16 protein-coding genes are annotated in these 19,548 nt (G+C 70.2%); 13 read left to right on the top strand and 3 right to left on the bottom strand.

The window, feature by feature from the left end; translation table 11 throughout:
- Positions 1 to 85 precede the first annotated feature (85 nt).
- The gene (locus HUA74_RS06565; protein WP_174453850.1) at positions 86 to 2,968 is read left to right on the top strand and encodes a hypothetical protein; all 2,883 of its coding nucleotides are present in this window, start codon (positions 86 to 88) and stop codon (positions 2,966 to 2,968) included.
- Between the two features lie 27 nt (positions 2,969 to 2,995).
- The gene (locus HUA74_RS06560; protein WP_174453849.1) at positions 2,996 to 4,189 is read left to right on the top strand and encodes an OmpP1/FadL family transporter; all 1,194 of its coding nucleotides are present in this window, start codon (positions 2,996 to 2,998) and stop codon (positions 4,187 to 4,189) included.
- Between the two features lie 111 nt (positions 4,190 to 4,300).
- Here HUA74_RS06560 and HUA74_RS06555 read toward each other — a convergent pair whose 3' ends face one another.
- Positions 4,301 to 5,479 (bottom strand): cyclic nucleotide-binding domain-containing protein, encoded by a 1,179-nt coding sequence (locus HUA74_RS06555; RefSeq protein ID WP_141640424.1) that lies wholly within the window; start codon positions 5,477 to 5,479, stop codon positions 4,301 to 4,303.
- A 27-nt stretch (positions 5,480 to 5,506) separates the two neighbouring features.
- The gene (locus tag HUA74_RS06550; protein WP_174453848.1) at positions 5,507 to 6,721 is read right to left on the bottom strand and encodes a cyclic nucleotide-binding domain-containing protein; all 1,215 of its coding nucleotides are present in this window, start codon (positions 6,719 to 6,721) and stop codon (positions 5,507 to 5,509) included.
- 218 nt (positions 6,722 to 6,939) lie between these two features.
- On the opposite strand from HUA74_RS06550, the gene HUA74_RS06545 reads away from it, so the two are divergent.
- The 10 genes from HUA74_RS06545 (at position 6,940) to HUA74_RS06500 (ending at position 17,716) form a co-directional block, all read left to right on the top strand.
- Positions 6,940 to 8,292 carry a hypothetical protein gene (locus tag HUA74_RS06545; protein WP_174453847.1) on the top strand — a complete coding sequence of 451 codons (1,353 nt, stop codon included), beginning with the start codon at positions 6,940 to 6,942 and terminating at the stop codon, positions 8,290 to 8,292.
- A gap of 12 nt (positions 8,293 to 8,304) precedes the next feature.
- Positions 8,305 to 8,934 (top strand): hypothetical protein, encoded by a 630-nt coding sequence (locus HUA74_RS06540; protein WP_141640421.1) that lies wholly within the window; start codon positions 8,305 to 8,307, stop codon positions 8,932 to 8,934.
- The gene (locus HUA74_RS06535) at positions 8,931 to 10,172 is read left to right on the top strand and encodes a YncE family protein (RefSeq protein ID WP_174453846.1); all 1,242 of its coding nucleotides are present in this window, start codon (positions 8,931 to 8,933) and stop codon (positions 10,170 to 10,172) included. The genes HUA74_RS06540 and HUA74_RS06535 overlap by 4 nt, the downstream gene beginning before the upstream one ends.
- Positions 10,169 to 10,894, top strand: a complete 726-nt coding sequence (locus tag HUA74_RS06530) for a c-type cytochrome (protein WP_141640419.1) — start codon at positions 10,169 to 10,171, stop codon at positions 10,892 to 10,894. Before HUA74_RS06535 ends, HUA74_RS06530 begins: the two co-directional genes overlap by 4 nt.
- 21 nt (positions 10,895 to 10,915) lie before the next feature.
- Entirely contained in the window at positions 10,916 to 12,202 is a 1,287-nt protein-coding gene (locus HUA74_RS06525) for a DUF1444 family protein (RefSeq protein WP_174453845.1), read from the top strand.
- 70 nt (positions 12,203 to 12,272) lie between these two features.
- A complete protein-coding gene (locus HUA74_RS06520) occupies positions 12,273 to 12,770 on the top strand; it encodes an endonuclease V (protein ID WP_254624956.1) in 498 nt (165 codons plus the stop codon).
- Positions 12,771 to 12,893: 123 nt separating this feature from the next.
- On the top strand, positions 12,894 to 14,831 hold the full coding sequence (locus HUA74_RS06515) for a beta-propeller domain-containing protein (protein ID WP_174453844.1): 1,938 nt from the start codon (positions 12,894 to 12,896) through the stop codon (positions 14,829 to 14,831).
- A gap of 116 nt (positions 14,832 to 14,947) precedes the next feature.
- Positions 14,948 to 16,111: an alkaline phosphatase PhoX gene (locus tag HUA74_RS06510; protein ID WP_174453843.1), complete on the top strand. Its 1,164-nt coding sequence runs from the start codon at positions 14,948 to 14,950 to the stop codon at positions 16,109 to 16,111.
- Positions 16,112 to 16,254: 143 nt separating this feature from the next.
- A complete protein-coding gene (locus HUA74_RS06505; protein ID WP_174453842.1) occupies positions 16,255 to 17,211 on the top strand; it encodes a hypothetical protein in 957 nt (318 codons plus the stop codon).
- Between the two features lie 64 nt (positions 17,212 to 17,275).
- Positions 17,276 to 17,716: a DUF2203 domain-containing protein gene (locus HUA74_RS06500; protein WP_254624955.1), complete on the top strand. Its 441-nt coding sequence runs from the start codon at positions 17,276 to 17,278 to the stop codon at positions 17,714 to 17,716.
- 14 nt (positions 17,717 to 17,730) lie between these two features.
- Here the strand turns inward: HUA74_RS06500 and HUA74_RS06495 are convergent, their stop codons facing one another.
- Complete coding sequence (locus HUA74_RS06495; RefSeq protein WP_141640413.1) at positions 17,731 to 18,336, bottom strand: hypothetical protein; 606 nt, start codon at positions 18,334 to 18,336, stop codon at positions 17,731 to 17,733.
- A 197-nt stretch (positions 18,337 to 18,533) separates the two neighbouring features.
- Between HUA74_RS06495 and HUA74_RS06490 the strand changes: the two genes are divergently transcribed.
- A complete protein-coding gene (locus HUA74_RS06490) occupies positions 18,534 to 19,460 on the top strand; it encodes an NmrA/HSCARG family protein (RefSeq protein WP_174453841.1) in 927 nt (308 codons plus the stop codon).
- Positions 19,461 to 19,548 lie beyond the last annotated feature (88 nt).

The raw sequence follows: 19,548 nt of genomic DNA, 5'->3' as shown, positions 1-19,548 counted from the left end.
TTCCGGCCAACCCACGGACGTGGTACGCCACGCGACTGTCACCTAGTCCTGAAGTCCAAACCTGGACTCGGAGGGGGTTGTACCCATGAAAAAGGCGTTGTTCCTCGGGGCCCTGGCCCTGGGCACGGTAGCGTGTGATCCAGACATCGCGCAGGACCCACCTCCGAACGCGGCGGATGTCGTCGTGGCGGAGTTCGACCCCTCGGCGTCTCCGGCTGTCGTGCCGTCTCCGAATGACCTGGCCATCGCCAAGTTGCCGGATGGCTCGAACATCGTCGCGGCGCCCATCAACCCGAAGGCGCCGGCAGCCGAGCAGGAGTTCACCCGGGACTACCTCAACACGCTCAATGGCTTCCCGACGTCCGCGATCGCCACCACGCTGGTGAAGGACCTGAACCCGGCGACGGTCAACTCGGACACGGTCAAGGTCATCGACCTCTACGAGGGCACGGAGCTGGCGAAGCCCGTCACGGCGACCATCGGCTACCGCCCGGAGACCAACCAGATCACCGTCATCCCGCCGCAGCCGCAGGGCTGGCCCAAGGGTGGCCGCTACGCGGTGGCCATCATCGGTGGCAAGGATGGCGTGAGGACCAACCAGGACAAGCCCATCATCGCCTCGGCCACCTGGTCCTTCGCCAGCTCGCGCGAGCCGCTCGTCACCTGTCCTGGTCAGGACCTGGCGTCCCCGGACTGCCGCCTCAACACGGAGCTGCTGCCGTCCATCAAGACCGACCCGGCCGAGCGCCTGGCGGACCAGCTCAACAGCGCCAAGCGCCTGGAGCAGCTGCGCCTGGGCTACAAGGACGTCCTCAACGCGGTGTCGGCGAAGTTCTCCGTCAACCGCGACGACATCGTCCTGGCGTGGACCTTCTCCATCCTGAACCAGCCGGAAGCGACGTTCGATCCGAGCACCAGCACCATCCCCTTCCCCAACGACCTGCTGCGCACGCCGAAGACGGCCACGGCGGCGGCGCACCTGAGCCTGCCCGTGCCCCCCACCGCCGGCACGGTGCAGGACCTCATCAAGGGCCTGAACACCCTGGACGGCTGGTCCACGACGGCGACCATCATCTCCGAGAACAGCGCCACCCGCGGCGTCATCGACAATGACGCCAAGCTGGACATGAACACCGTCCGGCTGGGCAAGGAGCTGCTGTTCGTCAAGCTGACTCCGGGCGGAACCACGCCCAAGGTCAAGGTGTGCCTCAACTGCGCCTCCAGCCGGAAGCGCGATGGCAGCGCCGCGGACCCCGCGCCCCAGCAGCTGCAGATCATCCCCGAGGTTCCGCTCGACCCCGCCACCCAGTACGCGGTCATCCTCCTGCGTGGCGCCAAGGACGAAAAGGGCAACTTCGTCGCCGCCACCGGTCCCCAGGCCCTGATGCGCCTGTCGTCGCCGCTGTTCGTCGACGGCAAGAGCCAGGTCGCCGCGGTGCCGGACGGCACCGCCGCCGCGCTGGAGCCCATCCGCGCGGGCATGAAGCCGCTGTTCGACAGCCTGGCCGCGAACTTCAAGATTGAACGCAAGGACGTGCTGCTCGCGTGGACGTTCACCACGCAGAGCACCCACACCGTGCTGGCCCAGCTCAACCAGGCGCCCACCCCGGTGCCCACCACGCCGCTGTACATGGTGGACCAGACGGCCCAGCTCACCGGCGCCATGGACGCCAACGGCCTGGAGCACCCGCACGTGGGCAAGGCCCTGGTCGGCGCGTTCCTGTCGCCCATCCTCCTGGACGACGTCAACGGCGCGCTCAACCCCCTGCGTCCCACGCGCCTGGACCACATCCCGTTCTGGCTGTTCCTGCCCGCCTCGGCGCCTCCGGCCACCGGCTACAAGGTCGTCGTCTTCGGTCACGGCCTGGGCAGCAACCGCACCTCCGTGCTCCCCATCGTCAACAAGCTCAACGAGGCTGGCTACGCGGTGGCCGCCATGGACACCGTGCTCCACGGCGAGCGCACCAGCTGCGCGGGCATCACCGCCGCGTCGGGGCTGGGCGCCATCACCACCCCGGACCAGGCCTGCGCCACCGGCTCCACCTGTGACGTGACGGCCAACAGCCCCACGTACGGCCGCTGCATCTCCGCGTCGCCCAACGCCTGCAACCCGCAGGCGGGTGGCGACCTGGCGTGCCAGGCTGCCGGCCAGGGCGTGTGCAGCGTGACGACGGCCAAGTGCGAGGGCGGCGACTTCCGCCGCGCGTCCGCATCGTCCCCGCCGCTCGTCTCCAGCTGGAACTTCCTCAACCTCACCAACCTGTTCGCCACGCGCGACAACTTCCGCCACCACGTGGTGGACTTCTCGCAGCTCACCCGCGTGCTGGCCAGCGACGGCCTGCGCACGCAGCTGGGCACCGTCGTCCCGGGCGCCACGCTCAACGCCGCCACGGTGGACTACGTGGGTCAGAGCCTGGGCGGCTTCCAGGGCGCCCTGTCCGCGTCCGTCAACACGCGCGTGCGCCGCACCGTCCTCAACGTCCCGGGCGGTGACCTGGTGGACACCCTCCTGACGTCCGTCAACCCGACGTTCGTCGCCCGCCGCGAGGGCTTCCTGGGCTTCCTGGAGTCCGTGGGCCGAGTCTCCGGCACCCCGGCCTTCGACGAGTTCATCGTCCTGGCTCGCACCATCCTGGACCCGGCCGCTCCTCGCAACTACGGCTGGAAGCTGGAGAACCTGGAGGGTGCTCCCGCCGAGCGCGAGGCGTTCATCCAGTACATCGAGGGTGACGAGGTGATTCCGAACCCCGTGACGCAAGGGCTCATCGCCGCGGCCAACCGCGACAGCACCCGCACGGTGCAGAGCTACATGGCGGAAGTCGACCTGCTGCCCACGCAGACGCGCCACGTGTTCCTGCTCATCTCCGACCCGTCTGACCCGGGCAACCCGTTCCTGAAGTCCGTGCGCGACACGGCTCAGGCCCAGGTCGTCAACTTCTTCAACACGGGCGACGCGGCCACTCCGTAACGGACAGGACTCAGGGGAATGACTCACATGAAGAAGACACTGTCCCTCGTAGCGCTGCTGGCCGCGGGTTCCTCCCAGGCCGCCGGCTTCCAGATCAACACCCAGAGCGCCCGCTCCACGGGCATGGGCAACGCGGCGGCCGCGTGGCTGGACGACTCGTCCGCCATCTACTCGAACGCCGCGAACATCCTGGGTGTGAACAAGCTGGACGTGCAGATTGGCGACACCGGCATCCTCCCCGGCATCAAGTTCACCCCGGTGAACGGAACCGAGCAGGGCCAGAAGACGACGCTGTCGCCGCCTCCGCACCTGTTCGCCGTGTACAAGCCCTTCGACCGCTTCGCGGTCGGCGTGGGCGTGTACACGCCGTTCGGCGCGAACAGCCGCTGGGTGGATGACTTCGTGGGCCGCTTCAAGGCCCAGGAGTCGGCCATGGCCGTCTACAACATCAACCCCACCGCGGCGTACCAGCTCCACGAGCGGTTCCGCGTCGGCGCGGGTCTGAACATCTACCGCGGCACGCTGGAGCTCAAGCGCGCGCTGGGCTTCGTCGAAAGCGAAGGCCAGGTGCACCTGGGCGGCGCGTCGTGGGGCGTGGGCTACAACCTGGGCGTGCAGGCGGTGCTGCTGCCCAAGTGGGTCACCATGGGCCTGCACTACCGCAGCTCCGCGGACCTGACCTTCAAGGGCAACGCGGACTTCCAGAACGTGCCCGCGGAGTTCCAGTCGCGTCTGCCGGACGGTCCGGTGGAAGGTGACGTCACGCTGCCCGCGACGGTGGCGTGGGGTCTGGCCGTCACCCCGTTGGAGAACCTGACGATTGCGTTCGACGCCAACTGGGTGGACTGGTCCTCGTTCCAGGAGCTCGCCATCGAGTTCCCGGAGAACCCGGCCATCAACAACCCGCTGCCCAAGCGCTGGCGCGCCAAGTGGAACTACCACCTGGGTGCCGAGTACGGCGTGACGCCCGCTCTCCAGGTCCGCGCCGGCCTCATCCTGGACCCGGCTCCGGGTCCTGGCGGCACGCTGACCCCGGACCTCCCGGACGCGGACCGCTTCGGCGTCTCCGTGGGCGCGGGTTACCGTTGGAACTCGCTGCGCGCGGACTTCGGCTACCAGTTCGTCAGCCTGGCCGACAACAAGAGCTCCGCGCCGGGCATCTCCGGCACGTACAACGGCTCCGCGCACGTGTTCGGTCTGACGCTCGGCTACTCGATGTAGTCGGCTGACACCTCCGGCCCGCCTCACCGCGAGCCGGAAGTCCCAAACGCCCGGGTCTCCCTCATGGGAGCCCGGGCGTTGTCATTTCCAGGGCACGCACCACGGCCCGGCTCAGACGCGCAAATCCCCGTCGTGCAGCACGCGGCCGGAGGCCAGCACGCGCGCGGAGTTCTGCAGCCGCTCCGTGCCCATGCGCATGAGCAGCCCCTTCATGCCGGGCTGGCTGAGCAGGTGCTTCTCGAAGGCGGCGCGCGGCAGCCGCAGCACCACGCCCTTCACGTCCGCGCGCACCGTCGCGGACACCGGCTTGTCCAAGAGCAGGGAGATTTCACCAAACACATCCCCCTCTCGCAGCTCCGTGAGCGGCATGCGCCGCCCACCCGGCTGCTCCAGCCACGGCGTGCACCGGCCCCGCAGCAACACGTAGAAGGCATCCCCCGGCTGGCCCTGCGCCAGCAGCACCTCGTCGGGCGCCACCGCGCGCAGCATGAAGTCGTGGGAGAGCGCCGCCTTCTGCTCCGCCGTGAGCCGACTGAGCAGCGGATTGCTGCGCAGCAGGTTGTCCACCAGTCGCCGTCGGTAGAAGTCCTCCAGCACCTCGCCCACGCCCGGGTGACGCACGGCCACCGCCGTCAGGCTCGCGCGCGTCAGCTCCAGCAGCACGGCGCGCTCGGTGGCCACCACGCTGGCCAGCCTGGGCCCTTCGGACACCAGCGCCAGCTCTCCGAAGAAGTCCCCGGGCACCACCGTGCCCACCACGCCGCGCGCACCGTCCTCCAGCGCGCGCACCACCTCCGCGCGGCCCTCCACCAGCGCGAACATGGACGCGCCCGCCGCGCCCTCCTCCACCACCGCCTGGCCCGGGAAGAAGGCGCGCACCTCCAGCACGCCCACCAGCGCCACGAAGTCCTCGCGGCTCAACCGGGAGAACAGCGGCACGGGGCGCTCCGCGACAACCCCCGGACAATGGGCGAAGCGCTCGGCCAGCGCCCGCGCGCACCGCAGCTTCGCGGCGTCGGACGCACCCAGCCGGGACAGGGCGACACACGCGGCCACCGCGCGCAGGGGCTCCTCCACCTTCGCCCACGCCAGCGCCGCCGTCTCGTGGGCCGCCGCGGCGTCGGCCGTCCGGCCCAGCCACTCCAGCAACTCCGCCACCCGCTGGCGCACGTCCGCGTCGTCAGGGGAGGACTTCAAGAGGCCCTGGTATTCCCCCAGCGCCTCCTCCAGCTTCCCCTGGCTCGCGAGCTCCACGGCCCGCGCCTTCCCCACGCCACGCATGTCCGCCATCCCGCCATCCTACCGCCACCCCGGGTCCTAGGCGCTCAGCGCGCGCACCCGCTCCGCCAGGTTGTGGGTGAACAGCCGGTAGATGCGCAGCGCCGCGGCCTCGTGCGTGGCCAGGTAGTGCTGGAAGTCCGCGCGAGTCACCCTCAGTGCCCGGACGGCCGAGCGTGAGCGCACGTGCGCGGACGTGGGACCATCCAGGATGAGGCTGATTTCCCCCAGCCACGCGCCCGGCCCCAGCGTGTTGAGCCGGCGAGCGTCCAGGCCCGGACCACTGGACACGTCCACCGTGCCCTCCAGCAGCACCAGGAGTCCCGTGCCCCGCGCGCCCTTCTCCAGCACCGTGGTGTCCTCGGGGATGGCCACCTGCTGCGCCATGCGGAACAAGTCCTTCAGGTCCTCCAGCGCCAGCTCGCCGAAGATGGGGATGGCCTTGAGGTACTCGTACCCGTCGGGCGCGGCGCTCGCCCGCTCCGTGACGGGCGCGGACTCGTGGGACGAGGACGTGCCGTCCCCCAGGCCCAGGTGACGCAAGAGGCGCAGGTGCTCCGCCTGGAGCACCTCGTCCGCGCGCGCGTCCGCGGACTCCTGCCGCGCATCCGCCAGCAGCACCAGGGCGCGCCAGGATTCGCCCTGCTCGTCGAGCAGCGCGCACATGCGCAGCACCGCCTCGCGCCGCCGAGGATGCTCGGGCGGCACGCCGCGCAGCGCCTCCAGCTCCGCGTGCGCGTAGCCCAGCGCGTGGTACAGCTCCGCGGCCTCCAGCGGACGCTGCAGTCGGGTGAGGCACTGGGCCATGGACTCGCGCGCGTCGAGCGCGCGGTACAGCTCCAGGGCCCGCTCCAGCGCACCCGCGCTCTCGAAGGCCGCCGCCGCGCGCGCCTTCTCACCCGCGCGCAGCCACGCCTCGGCCGCCAGCATCAACGCGCCCGCCTGCTCGTGCAGCGCCGCGGCCTGCGCGTCCGCGCCATGGGCTTCCAGGAGACGGGCCGCGCCCGCGAAGTCCCGGGCGCGCCGCAGCACGTCCACCAGGGCCGAGCGCGCCTGGGCAGGCACGTTCCCGGACTCCTCCAGCACCCGCTCACGTTGCACCGGCGACAGGTCCTCGTAGGCCCGCACCGCCACATCCACCGCTGCCTGCATCAGCGCCTCCCACACCGCACGGCCCGGGCCTCCCACGGGCACACTCCATCCCTTGGCGCCCTCGTCCAGAATGAGGTCGGACACCTTCGCGGCCCCCGCCATGTCGTGCTCCCCCCTGCGACTCAGTCTCCCGCGTCCGTAGCAGACCGGCCGCCAGGAGGCGAGCCCCCCGCACCCCCGGCGTGGAAGTGGTGGATGCAGGACTCCGCGCATGTGGCGAAGCGCCACACCCGTCCATCCAAGGCCCGCCGCTATATGTCGGCCGTCCAGGCGTTATCGTCCGGGATGGGCCGCCCCCCATACCCCCTGGAGCCCGAATCATGACGACTCGCCACATGCGCCGCTGGAGCCTGTTCGTCACCCTGTGGGTCCTGGGTGTCGGAGGGACGGCGCGAGCGCACGCGGGCCTGCCGGAGACCTCCAACGTCACCCTCCGCCGAGGTCACCCGGAGGATTTCTTCCTGGGCGCGACGTTCGGCGCGGTGATTTCGCGCGACAGCGGGAAGACCTTCCGGTGGATATGCCCGACGGCCATGGGCTACGGCGGATGGAGCCCCAACGCCTACCTGTGGCGCGAGGCGGGCGACATCGTGGCGGCCACCGGCAGCGCGCTCCTGCGCTCGCCCGACGGCGGCTGCGTATGGAACACCCACCCCTACTTCAAGGAGACCTGGGTGGCGGGGCTGGCCGCGCATCCCACCGACGACCGCATCCTCTACGTCGTCACCTCCCGCCACGGCAGGCCCAACGGCGTCTATCGCTCCTACGACGGGGGTGAGACGTGGGCCCCCTCGCCGCTCATGCGCCTGGGCCTGGTGCTCAACGCGGTGCGCGTGTCCCCAGCCAACCCCCAGCGCCTCTACGTGAGCGGCAAGAACGCGGAGAACCAGCTGCTGCTCTTTCGCAGCGATGACGCGGGCGAGACCTGGACCGAGGTGGCCCACCCGCTGCCGGAGCTGATGCTGCCGTATGACCTGCTCGTGGAGACGGCGGACCCGACGTCCGCGGACGTGCTGTGGGCGCGCGTGTCCGCCCAGGGCGCCACGTACCTGCTGCGCAGCGACGACGCGGGCCAGACGCTGAACATCGTCTCCACCATCAACGACGTCTTCATCAACATGGAGCTGTCCGCCGACGGGAAGACGGCGTGGGTGGGCACCCTCAACCACTTCTTCCGGGGCCCCTCCACCGGCCCGCTGCAGATGCTCTCTCTGCCCACGGGCAACGCGTGCGTGCTGCGCGACGGGCAGACGCTCTACGGCTGCGGCTCCACCTGGCTGCATGACTGGGCGCTGGCGCGCAGCACCGACGAGGGCGACACCTGGCAGCCCCTGTTCGGCCTCTACGAAATCCAGGGCACGCACCACTGCCCGAAGGGCACCCCCGTGAGAGACTTGTGCCCCAGCCAGTGGCCGCAGCTCGCGGAGCAGCTCGGCGCGCCGCTCTACCCGGAAGGGCCCCCCGGGGAGCCCGACGAGGACGCGGGCACTCCCGGGGACGCGGGCACTCCCGAGGACGCCGGCACCCCCGAGGACGCGGGCTCCACTCCCAAACCATTGCCTACCCCCAAGGGCTCGGGCGGATGCGGGGCCATGGGTGGGAACATGGTGCCCGTCCTGCTGTTGCTCTCCACCCTCACCCTGCTGCGCCGTGGTCGGCGGCGCCAGAACTGAACAGGTCCCCTCATGAAGCCCCTTTCGCGAAAGCCGCTCTGGACCTCCTCCCTGGTCGCCCTGCTCTCCCTGACGGCCACGGCCTGTGGCGACGACGGGGAGCCTGAGTCGAAGTGCGGCGAGCCCCTCTACGGCGGTGACGCCACCGACGAGGCGTGGCGCTCCCTCGTCGACGCGAAGGACCAGCCCGCGGACAGCACGGAGGCCGCGCAGCTCGCGCTGCCCACGACGGGCACCACGTACTCGGTCAACGACGCGCCGCCGAAGTGGACGTGGGCCTCGTCCCTGGCCAGCGCGCTGCCCCGGCCCGTGTCCCCCGCGAGCCCCTTCGACACGGCCCGCTCCATGCTTGCGCGCGTCGGCGAGTGGGTGCTGCCCACCGCCCATGCTCACCTGCCGCCCTTCACCGGCGACATCCACTGGGTGCAAGTCACCGTGCCCGGGCGCGAGTGCCCGGTGGAGATGCTCACGTCGAACCTGGAGTGGCAGCTCGACGCCGCGACCTGGGACACGCTCAAGGCGAGCGCGGGACAGGACCTCTCCGTCCAGGTGGTGAGCGCGTACCTGCTCCAGAACCGCATCACCGAGGGCCCCTACCGTCTGGCCCAGCCCGTCACCATCCGCATCCAGGAGGCACCATGAAGCACGCGTGGGTCTGCGCGCTGGGGCTCGCCTTCGCGGCCTGCAGCGACGACTCGAGTCCCTTCGACGGCGTGAAGCCGCCCGAAGGCCTCGAGTATGCGCATCCGGAGCCGTGGGTGACGGGCACGGGCGTGCCGCCTCCCGGGCCCGGTGGACGCGTCATCATCACCAACAGCCTGGACGACACGCTGAGCCTGCTGGAGTTGGAGGGCGCGACGACCCCGGGCTGGCGCGAGCTGGCGCGCGTGCCGGTGGGACTCAACCCGGTGGAGCTGGAAGGGCCGCACCACACCGCCGTGTCGCCGGACGGGAGCCACTACTACGTCGGCATCTCCAACTACGTGCCGGGCGGAGGCTCCGGTCCTCACGGCGCGCACGGCAGCGGCGCGGATGATGGCTACTGCCTGAAGCTGGACGCGCGCGACAACCGGCTGGTGGGCTCGGTGCGCGTGGACCCCAACCCCGGCGACGTCATCGTCAGCAAGGACGGGAACACGCTGTACCAGACGCACTTCGACACGCTGAAAATCGCGGAGGTGGCGCGTCGCGGCGGCACTGAACGGGAGATGTACGCGCGGCTGGCCATCATCGACGCGAAGACGATGACTCGCAAAGCCATGGTGGACGTGTGCCCCGCGCCGCACGCCATCCGGCTGTCCGCCGACGAGCGCACGGCCTACATCGCCTGCTGGTCGGACGAGGTGGCCATCGTCGACCTCTCCGCGCCCACCACGGAGGCCCCTCGCGTGAAGGTGGCCAACAACGCGGGCACCGCCACGGCGCCCCGGCACCAGCCCTACGCGCTGACGATGTCGCCCACCACGGGAGATGTCTTCGTCAGCTCGATGAGCAGCCGCGAGGTGCAGGTGCTCGAGGCGCGCACGCACGCCATGAACGCGGCCCGGACGATTCGCCTCGCGGGCTCGCCGATGTTCGGTGACATCAGCGCGGACGGGGCGACGCTGTACATGCCGTATCAAGGCGTGGAGGCCCTGGCCATCATCGACGCGGCCACGGGCTTCATCCGTCGCGAGGTGGACCTGGCGCCCGCGGGCTGTCTCAACGCACACCAGGCGAAGCTGACCCCGGACGAAAGCCACGCGCTGGTCGTCTGCGAGGGAGACCACGTGCGTCCCGGAACGCTGCACTCGGTGAATCTGGCGCAGGGCACTGTCGTGAACACGGTGCGGGTCGGCATCTTTCCCGACTCGGTGAGCATCCTGCGGGGGCAGCCATGAGCCACACGGCCTGGAAGGTGCTGCCCTTCGTGGCGCTCGTCACCCTCGCGTCGGCATGCGGTGACGATGCGAAGCCGGTGAACGCGGCGGAGTACGGAGAGCTGCTGTTCCGCGACGCGCGATTCTCGGAGAGCCAGTTCAACGACTTCTCCTGCGCGACGTGCCACGCGACGACGCCCACGCCGCTGAACGGGCGGATGGACTCCGGCTACACGCTCTACAACGTGGCCTCGCGCCCCCACTGGTGGGGCGGCTACGAGACGAACCTGCTGGACGCGGTGAACTTCTGCTACGTCAGCTTCATGCGCGGCGTGCAGAAGCTGCCAGAGGACTCGCCGCAGAGCCGCGCGCTGTATGAGTACCTGGTGAGCATCAGCCCGGATGCCCAGGCCCCCGCGCTGCCCTACACGGTGGTGAAGGACATCCAGGAGGTCCCTCGCGGCAGCCTGGAGCGCGGACAGGTGGTGTATCAAGCCGCGTGTCAGGAGTGTCACGGCGCGCTTCACACCGGCGAGGGGCGGCTGACGGAGATGGCCTCCATCCTCCCGGAAGTGACGCATGACTATGATGAGCTCTTTCCAGGGATTCCTCACTCACTCGTCGTCATCGAGAAGGTGAGACACGGCCAGTTCTTCCACATTGGCGGCAACATGCCCGCGTACAGCCTGGAATCCCTCTCAGACGCGGATATGGGAGCACTGCTCACGTACCTGGGGCTGTAGTGCTGTAGTAAGGAAGCCCGCATGGGTTTCTGGAAGAAGCTTTTCGGTCTGGAGAAGGCGGGCTCGGAGTCATCGAAGAGCCCGCCCGAGACGGTGAGCCCGCGCGAGTACCTGTGGCGCGAGATGGAGGCGGCGCTGAAGGCCGTCCCCACGGTGACGGAAGTGACGCGGCTGCCGGATGACTACGGCCTGCGGTTCTTGAAGAACGGGGAAGCCGTCCAGATGTACCTGGACAACCTCTTCGCGGAGACGCGCGAGGTGTCTCCCGATGAGCGCGCCCAGCAAATCGGCCGCTTCCTGTCGGCCTTCGCCGGGGAGAGCAGGGACAAGCTCTCGTGGAAGGAGGCGCGGAAGAGGCTGCTGCCCGTGGTGCGCTCGGCGACGTTCGGCCTGATGGCGCCACCGGGAGAGTCCCGCCCGCGCCCCATGGTGGAGCGCCGCACCATCCCCTTCCTGCGCGAGCTGCTGGTGTTGGACCTGCCCGACGCCACCATGTACGTGCAGCACGACCACCTGAAGGAGTGGGGCGTCTCCGAGGCGAAGGCCTTCAAGGCGGCCTTCGCCAACCTGGACCGCATCCACGCGTCCGGCGTGGAGCTCCAAGAAGAGAATCCGAGCCCGCTGTGGTCCGTGGACTCCAATGACACCTATGAGGCCTCTCGCCTGCTGCACCCGGGCTTCCTCGCGTCCTTCACCCCCCGCGTGAATGGCCGCCCCATCGCCATCATCCCCACGCGCTCCACGCTCGTCATCGCGGGTGACGGGGACCCGGCCCTGCTCAAGCGACTGTGCACGCTCGCCGAGCGCGAGCACGAAGCCAGCACTCGCGGCATCTCCCCCGCGCTCTACACCGTGGACGACGCCGGGCACGTGGTGCCCTACCGGCTCGCCGGCAACGACGAGTTCGCGCAGTTGGTGCGCCGGGGCCACCTGCGCCTCGCGATGGGCGAGTACGCCACCCAGAAGCAGTTGCTGGAGGCCCAGCACGCGGCGGAAGACGTGGACGTGTTCGTCGCCAGCTTCGGCGTCCTGGTCCGCGAGCAGGACAACCGGCCCATCAGCTGGTCCAGTTGGAGCAAGGACGTGGAGACGCTGCTGCCGGTGACGGACGTGGTGGCCATCCAGGCGGGCGAGGAGGACTTCTTCATGGTCGCCTATCCCGACGTGACGCGGATCGCCTCCAGATACCTCTCGTTCATGCCGGAGCTGTGGCCGCCGCGCTACCGCACCATCGCGTGGCCTTCGAACGCGGTGCTCAACGAACTGCGCGCCGCCCAGGTGGACCTGGCGGCGTACACGGGCGACTGAGGCCCTTTCGCACGACGTCAGCCGACCGAACGCCTCCGCGTCCGCCGGGGGCCGTGCTCCCGAGGAGATGATGATGCTCGCCTGCGTGGATGTGGACTACCGCGATGACGTCACCGTGGCCGCGTGCGTCGTGTTTCGCGACTGGGCCGATGCCTCGGAGGCCGCGCACCACGTGGACCGGGGCCCTCCCGCGGCGGCATATGAGCCCGGCCAGTTCTACCGCCGCGAGTTGCCTCACCTGCTGCGCGTGCTCGCCCTGGTGCCGGAGCCGCTGGAGGCCATCATCGTCGACGGCTACGTGTGGCTGGGCCAGGACAAGCCCGGCCTGGGCGCGCACCTGTACGAGGCGCTCGGCCGCGCGGTGCCCGTCATCGGCGTGGCCAAGACGGCCTTCCACTCCAGCGACGTCGCCCTGCCCGTGCTGCGCGGCCAGAGCCAGCGGCCCCTCTTCGTCAGCGCCGTGGGCCTGGGCTCCGCCACCGCCGCTGAGTTCGTCCAGCGCATGCACGGCCCCTCCCGGCTGCCCACCCTGCTGGGCCGCGTGGACCGGCTGTGCCGCGAGTCGTGAGCCCGCTTCACCCCTGACACGCGCGTCGCGCTTACTCGCCATCCAGGCAGCCGTGGGGGGAGGCTTCCCTCGGAGGAAGGAGCCCATACCCCTGGTATGCGCCTTGCTCTGGGACTGGACCCCATGCGTCCACCCCGCCTCCAAAGACATCACTTCCTCGCGGGCCTGTTGCTCGTCCTCGTCGTCTCGGCCTGTCCCGCGAAGCGCCGACCGATGACCCGTGAGGAAGCCGCGGCCATCACCTTCACGCGGCTGGAGCGCTTCGGGTCGGAGCAGGCGTTCGACAAACACGCGAAGCTGCTCCTGGCGATTCGAGATTCCCTGTCCACTGGCGGAGGCCCCGTCGTCGGCTGTGGCGGCGCCAGCTCCGACCCGGTCTCTCCTCCGCCCGCGCCTGGGACGGATGAGCCCTCCATCACCAACAACCAGGAGGCTGGCGTCGACGAGGGCGACATCGTCAAGGCCGTGGGGGACTGGTTCGTGGTGCTGCGCCGGGGCCGGCTCTTCACCGTGAGACAGACGGAGGGCGCGTTGGAGCCGGTGAGCCAGGTGGACGCCCACGCGCCGGGCTTCAGCCGCGGCACCTGGTACGACGAGATGCTCGTGTATGGCCGTCGCATCATCGTCATCGGCTACAGCTACGCCGAGTACTCCACGGAGATTGGCCTGTTCCGCATGGATGACGCGGGAGTGCTCACCCACGAGGGCACGCACTTCATGCACTCCGGCGACTACTACTCCAGCCGCAACTACGCGAGCCGGCTGGTGGACGGCACCCTCGTCTTCTACATGCCGTACTACCTGAGCCTGGGTTGGAATAGCGCCTCGGTGGACCAGATGGAGCTTCCGTCCACGCATGGCTGGCTGCGCGGCGACGACACGTCGCCACGGCGGCCCCTCCTCTCGCGCGGCGACGTCTTCAAGCCCGTGCAGACGACGCTGTGGCCCATCCTGCACACGGTGGTGCGCTGTGATTTGGACGCCCCCGGGTTCACCTGCACCGCGACCGCGCTGATGGCGCCGCACGCGCGGACCTTCTACGTGTCTCGCGACGCGGTGTATCTCTGGGTCAACCCGGGCTACGAGTCGTGGACGGTAGAGGGTGAGCGGACCGACTCGAAGACGCCGCGTGACTCCGTGGTGTACCGGCTGCCGTTGGACGGAGGCGAGCCTGGGGCCCTGCGCGCGCGCGGCGGCCCGGTGGACCAGTTCTCCTTCCGGCAGAACGAGGATGGACATCTGGATGCGCTGCTCGTGGCCACGGGCAAGGGCGATTCGATGTGGGGCCCCGAGCTGACCCCGGGCGACGGCCGCTTCGCGCTGCTGCGCGCGCCGCTGGACGCGTTCTCCCTGGAGCTGACCAGCCTTCGCCCCGAGGACTTCACCACGCTCCCCGGCCCCCAGGAGGGCACGCTCCAGAATCGCTTCGTGGGCAACCACGTGCTGTGGGGCTCGGGCGAGGCCTACGACGACAGCACCACCGCGGGCGAGCGCGCGGTCTGGGTGACGGACGTGCGCGCGCCCTGGGATGTCCATCGCTTGTCCCTGGGCCACACGGTGACGCGCCTGGAGCCGCTGGGCGCGGGCAGCGCGCTGGTGGTGGGTGAGAACACGCTGGGCCTGCGACTCACCACCGTGGCGCTCGGGGAAGGTGGGCCCGAGCTGAGAGGCACGCTGCTGCGCCCCGGCGCCGAGCAGGGCGAGTCTCGCAGCCATGGCTTCTTCTTCAAGCCGGACGGCTCGGGGGGCGGGGTGATGGGGCTCCCGCTGCGGTTCCAGGGTGGGGCCTGGAGTTCGCTGCGCTACGGCTCCGCGGAGGTGTCCTTCGTGCGGGTGGACCCGGAGTTGGAGCTGACGACGCTGGGCTCGCTGGGCGCTTCGGTGGAGACGGGCGACGACGCGTGCACGAAATCGTGCACGGACTGGTACGGCAACGCGCGCCCCATCTTCTACCGGGAGCGCATCTTCGCGTTGATGGGTTACGAGTTGGTGGAGGCCCACATCACCGAGCGCGCCGTGGAGGAGTCCTTCCGCGTGAGCTACCTGCAACCGGGCCGCTGAGCCCGGCTGCCTGGGGTGGAGGGAGGCACCACGCGGGATGACACGGGCGCGGTGCCCACCGGAGCATGACTCCGAAGCGCTTCCCCTGAGGCGGGACCTGCGAGACAACGCGGGCCATGCACCGCCGTCACTTCCTGCGATTCTCCGCCCTGGGGGGCAGCACGCTGGCCCTGGGGAGCCTCGGCTTCTGGCGCAACGTGTACGCCGCGCCAGCCACACCGAGCGTCGGCGCGGGCCCCTACGGGCCGCTGGCGGACAGCCCGGATGCCCAGGGGCTTCGGCTGCCGCGCGGCTTCACGTCCCGCGTCATTGCCCGGAGTGGAGACGTGGTGCCGGGCACGGATTACGCGTGGCACATGGCCCCGGATGGGGGCGCCTGCTTCGCCCAGCCGGATGGTGGTTGGATTTATGCGTGCAACAGCGAGACGACCCCGGATGGCGGTGTGTCCTCGGTGCGCTTCGACGCGAAGGGCAACGTCACGGGCGCCTGGCGCATCCTCTCCGGCACCCACGTCAACTGCGCGGGAGGCCCCACGCCGTGGGGGACCTGGCTGTCTTGCGAGGAGCACCCGAGGGGGCTCGTCTGGGAGTGTGAGCCTTCACGACCGGGACAGGGCGTCGCGCGGCCCGCGTTGGGGGCGTTCACGCACGAGGCGGTGGCGGTGGACCCGATTGGCCGGCGGCTGTACCTCACGGAGGACACGCCCACGGGGCGGCTCTACCGCTTCACCTCGGCGAAGTGGCCCTCGCTCGAGGAGGGCACGCTGGAGGCGGCTCGCGTCACGGGAGACCCTCGCACGGGAGTGAAGGTGCAGTGGGTGCCCGTGTCGCCCCAGGCTCCGGCAGCGATGCAGGCGGCGGGAAGGGAGACCACCGCGTTCCCGGGTGGTGAGGGCTGCTGGTACGACGGCGGCGTGGTGTACTTCACCACGAAGCACGACAACCGCGTGTGGGCGCTCACGCCGCTGACGGGCCGGCTGGAGGTGCTGTACGACGCGGCCACGTATCCGAACGCGCCCCTGCGCGGCGTGGACAACGTCACCGTGTCGCGGGCGCGCGAGCTGTTCATCTGCGAGGACGGAGATGACTTGCAGATGTGCCTGCTCACGCCGGACCGGAAGGTGACGCCGTTCCTCCAGGTGATGGGGCACGCGGGTTCGGAGCTCGCGGGCGCGGCGTTCAGCCCGGATGGCAAGCGGCTGTACTTCAGCTCCCAGCGCGGCTCGGACAGGCGCGGGGTGACGTACGAAGTGAAGGGCCCCTTCCGCGCCCGTGGCTAGGGGACCGTGGCAGCAAGCCCCCGAGACGGCTCGTCAGACGTGATGGGACAGCCCTCCTTCAGAGCCCGCGTGTCGGATGGTGACCGGGCGGACGAGCGTTCCTCTGGAAACCTCCCCCTCCGGAGGCATACCTTCCGGTAGCGATGGGAGTTCCCCCCTCACAGCTCGGGCTGTTCGACACGGTGCGGACCGAACGGCCCGCGTCGACGCCTCAGCCCGGCCGCGCGCAGAAGCCAGCCTCCACCGCGCGACCAGGTCGCGAGGAGCAACGGCGCGCGGCGGCACTTCCCGTTCGCGACGAGCCCGCTCCCGCGCCTCGCTTCGCCGAGGATGTCGAGGCGACCACCGCCCCGCTCTTCTCCGAGCACGACGAGCCCGCCCCCGAGCGCCGCCTGCCCGAGCGCGAAGAAGCGCTGCTCCAGGCCGCGAGCCTCGCGCGCCGCCTGGCCGTGGAGCTGGGCGCACCGGTCCACCTTCGACTCACCGACAACCGCGCCACGCTGGTCAGCTTCCGCCGCGTCGCCCAGGGCCTGCGGCTGCGCGTGCACCACCTCTTCCTCGAAGCCCCCGACGACGTCGTGCGCGCCATCGCCCGCTATGCCATCCGGTCCGACGCGAGCGCCGGTGAACTGCTGGAAGCCTACGCCCGCGAACGCCAGGGACTCGTGCGCCGCGAGCGGCGGCCCGGCAAGGCCCTGCGCACCCGGGGCCGCTGCTACGACCTGCGCGCCGTGCAGTCACGCCTCAACGCGGACTGGTTCGACGGCCGCGTGCGCGTGGACATCGGCTGGGCGCGACGCCCCTCCAAGGGTCGCCGGCGCACCATCCACTTGGGCGGCTATGACGCGCGGCTGCGGGAAATCCGCATCCACCCCGCCCTGGACCGCCCCCACGTCCCCGCCTTCGTCGTGGACTACCTCGTCTTCCATTCGATGCTGCACGCCGACCTCCACGAAGAGGGCGGCTCCAACCTCGACGCCGAGGGACGCTGCACCCCAGGCCACTCGCCCGCATTCCTCCAGCAAGAAGACACCTTCCCGCTGCGAGACACCGCCCAACGCTGGCTGCAGGACAACCACACCTCCCTGCTGCGCGGCTGAGCGTCGACACGTCTCCACACGCCCGCCGACTCCGTGCGGTTGTCCGCGCTCCGGAAAACGAGCGATGGCGGCGGCGTGGCAGACCCCTGCATGCTCCACGGCCATGCGCTACTTCAGCGTCGACGAAGCCAACCGACTGGTGCCCCTGCTGAGCCGCACCTTCGAGCACATCCGCCCGTGGGTGGAGCGCGTGCAACAGCTCGTGGAGACGCTGGGCACCCCCGAGGGCAAGGCCCTGTCCAATCAGGAGGCGCTGCGCGAGGAGCGCGACGCCCTGCTGGAGAGGGTCCGCACCGAGCTGCACCACTTCCACGAGATGGGCCTGGAAATCAAAGGCGCGCAGGGGCTCGTCGACTTCCGAGCCCACCGCGGTGACGAGCCGGTGTACCTGTGCTGGCGCATCGGCGAGTCCGCCGTCTCGCACTGGCATGGCATGTACGACGGCTTCTCGGGGCGACGTCCCATCGACAGTCCGGACGAGTTCGCCCCCACGTACCTCAGTTGAGCCACACCCTCGGCTCAGCCTCCGTTGAAGCTCTTCTGGAGCAACGTCATCTTGTTGCGCGCGGCCAGCAGTTGCTGACGCAGGGAGTCCGCCTGCCGGGCGATGTCGTTGAACTCGCTCTGCTCCGCGGCCTGGCTCAACGACTGGGCCTCGTCCGCCACCTCGGACATGCGGTCCTGCAGGGACTGGAACGTCACGGCCAGCGCGGCCTGCTCCTCCGGCGTCTTCGCGTTCTGGCGCTGCGTGGCGAACTCCTGCATCCGCACGTTGAGCTCCGCCGCGCTCTGCCCCAGGCCGCCGTAGCGCACCAGCAGGTCCTTGAAGGTCTCGGTGCGCGCCTGGAGTTCCTGCGCGCGCACGTGCACGGCCTCGGCCTGGGCCTGCTGCCTGTCACGCACCTGGGAGATGGCGCCCACCAGGGCGCTGACCCGGGCCCGCAACTGCTCGTCCATGTCGGCCAGGGCCTTCAAGGTGGCGGAGGCTCGCTCCAGGTGTTTCTCCGCTTGGAGGGGCGCGTCCTGGAGTTGTTGGGCCAGGGCCTCGAATCGCTCCAGTCCCTCGTCCAGGGAGCGGGCGGCCTCGACCAGCTCGGAGTCCTGCGGTTTGTCTCGCTTGCTCATGGGCGAGCGGGAACATGGCACGCGCGAGGGGCACACGGGGCGAGGACTTCACGGCGGATACGTCCAGGGCCCGCCTGCCCCCCTGCCCGGCGGGCCCGGCCGTGGGCATGGGCGGCTCCTTTCCCACGCTCGCCAGACACACCCATCGTCCCCAACTTCCCGACATCCAGCAGACCTGTCTGTCGCGAGGTTCACACATGCCCAGGGCTCACTCCCTTTCCGTGCTCGTCACAGGCGCCACCGGTCGGCAGGGCGGCGCCGTGGCGCGCTACCTCCTTCACCGGGGACACCGCGTCGTGGCCTACGTCCGCCAACCCGACTCCCCTTCCGCGCGCGCGTTGGAGTCCCTGGGTGCCGAGCTGTCCGTGGGTGACTTCGACGACGTGGACACGCTCGCCCGGGCCGCCAGCGGCGTGGATGCGTTCTACGCCATGGCCACGCCCTTCGAATCAGGTGTCGAGGCGGAGATACGCCACGGCATGAACCAGGTGGACGCCGCGCGGCTCGCCGAGGTGAAGCACCTGGTCTACGCGTCGGTGGCGGGAGCGGACCGGCTGACGGGCATCCCCCACTTCGACAGCAAGCACCGGGTGGAGCTGCACGTGCGCCGCAGTGGCCTGCCCTTCACCATCCTGGGGCCCACGTTCTTCATGGAGAACTTCACCAGCCCCATGTTCGAGGAGGGACTGAGGGCGGGAGTGCTCGCCTTCGGGCTGCCCCCTTCACGCGGGTTGCAGATGGTGACGACCGACGACCTGGCCGCCTTCGCGACGCGGGTGATGGAGGACGCGGAGCGCCACGCGGACCAGCGCATCGACGTGGCGTCGGACGAGGTGACGGGCCAGCAGGCGGCGGGCCTCCTGTCGATGGTGAGCGGCCATCGCATCCACTTCGAGCAACTCCCGCTGGACTTCATCCGCGAGCGCAGCGAGGACCTGGCCACCATGTACGAGTGGTTGGACCGGGTGGGCTACCACGCGGACATCCTCACGCTGCGCCACAGCTATCCGGACCTGCGCTGGCACACCTTCGAGGACTGGGCGCGGCGTCAGGACTGGAGCGCGCTCACCTCGCCCGCCTGGCCGCACGCCGCCGCCGAGGTCACCCCGCCTGCCGAACAGTGAGGCCCCGCGCCCCCTGGCGACGCGCCGGGGTGGCGCCGCTCACGCGTGCTCGGCGTGCCTTGCCGCTGCCTACCTTCGAACAGAAGGA

Origin of the sequence: Myxococcus sp. CA051A (genome assembly GCF_013336705.1) — a bacterium.
Lineage (GTDB): Bacteria > Myxococcota > Myxococcia > Myxococcales > Myxococcaceae > Myxococcus > Myxococcus llanfairpwllgwyngyllgogerychwyrndrobwllllantysiliogogogochensis.
The sequence above is the reverse complement of the archived record's forward strand: the minus strand, read 5'-3'. Positions and strand labels throughout refer to the sequence as shown.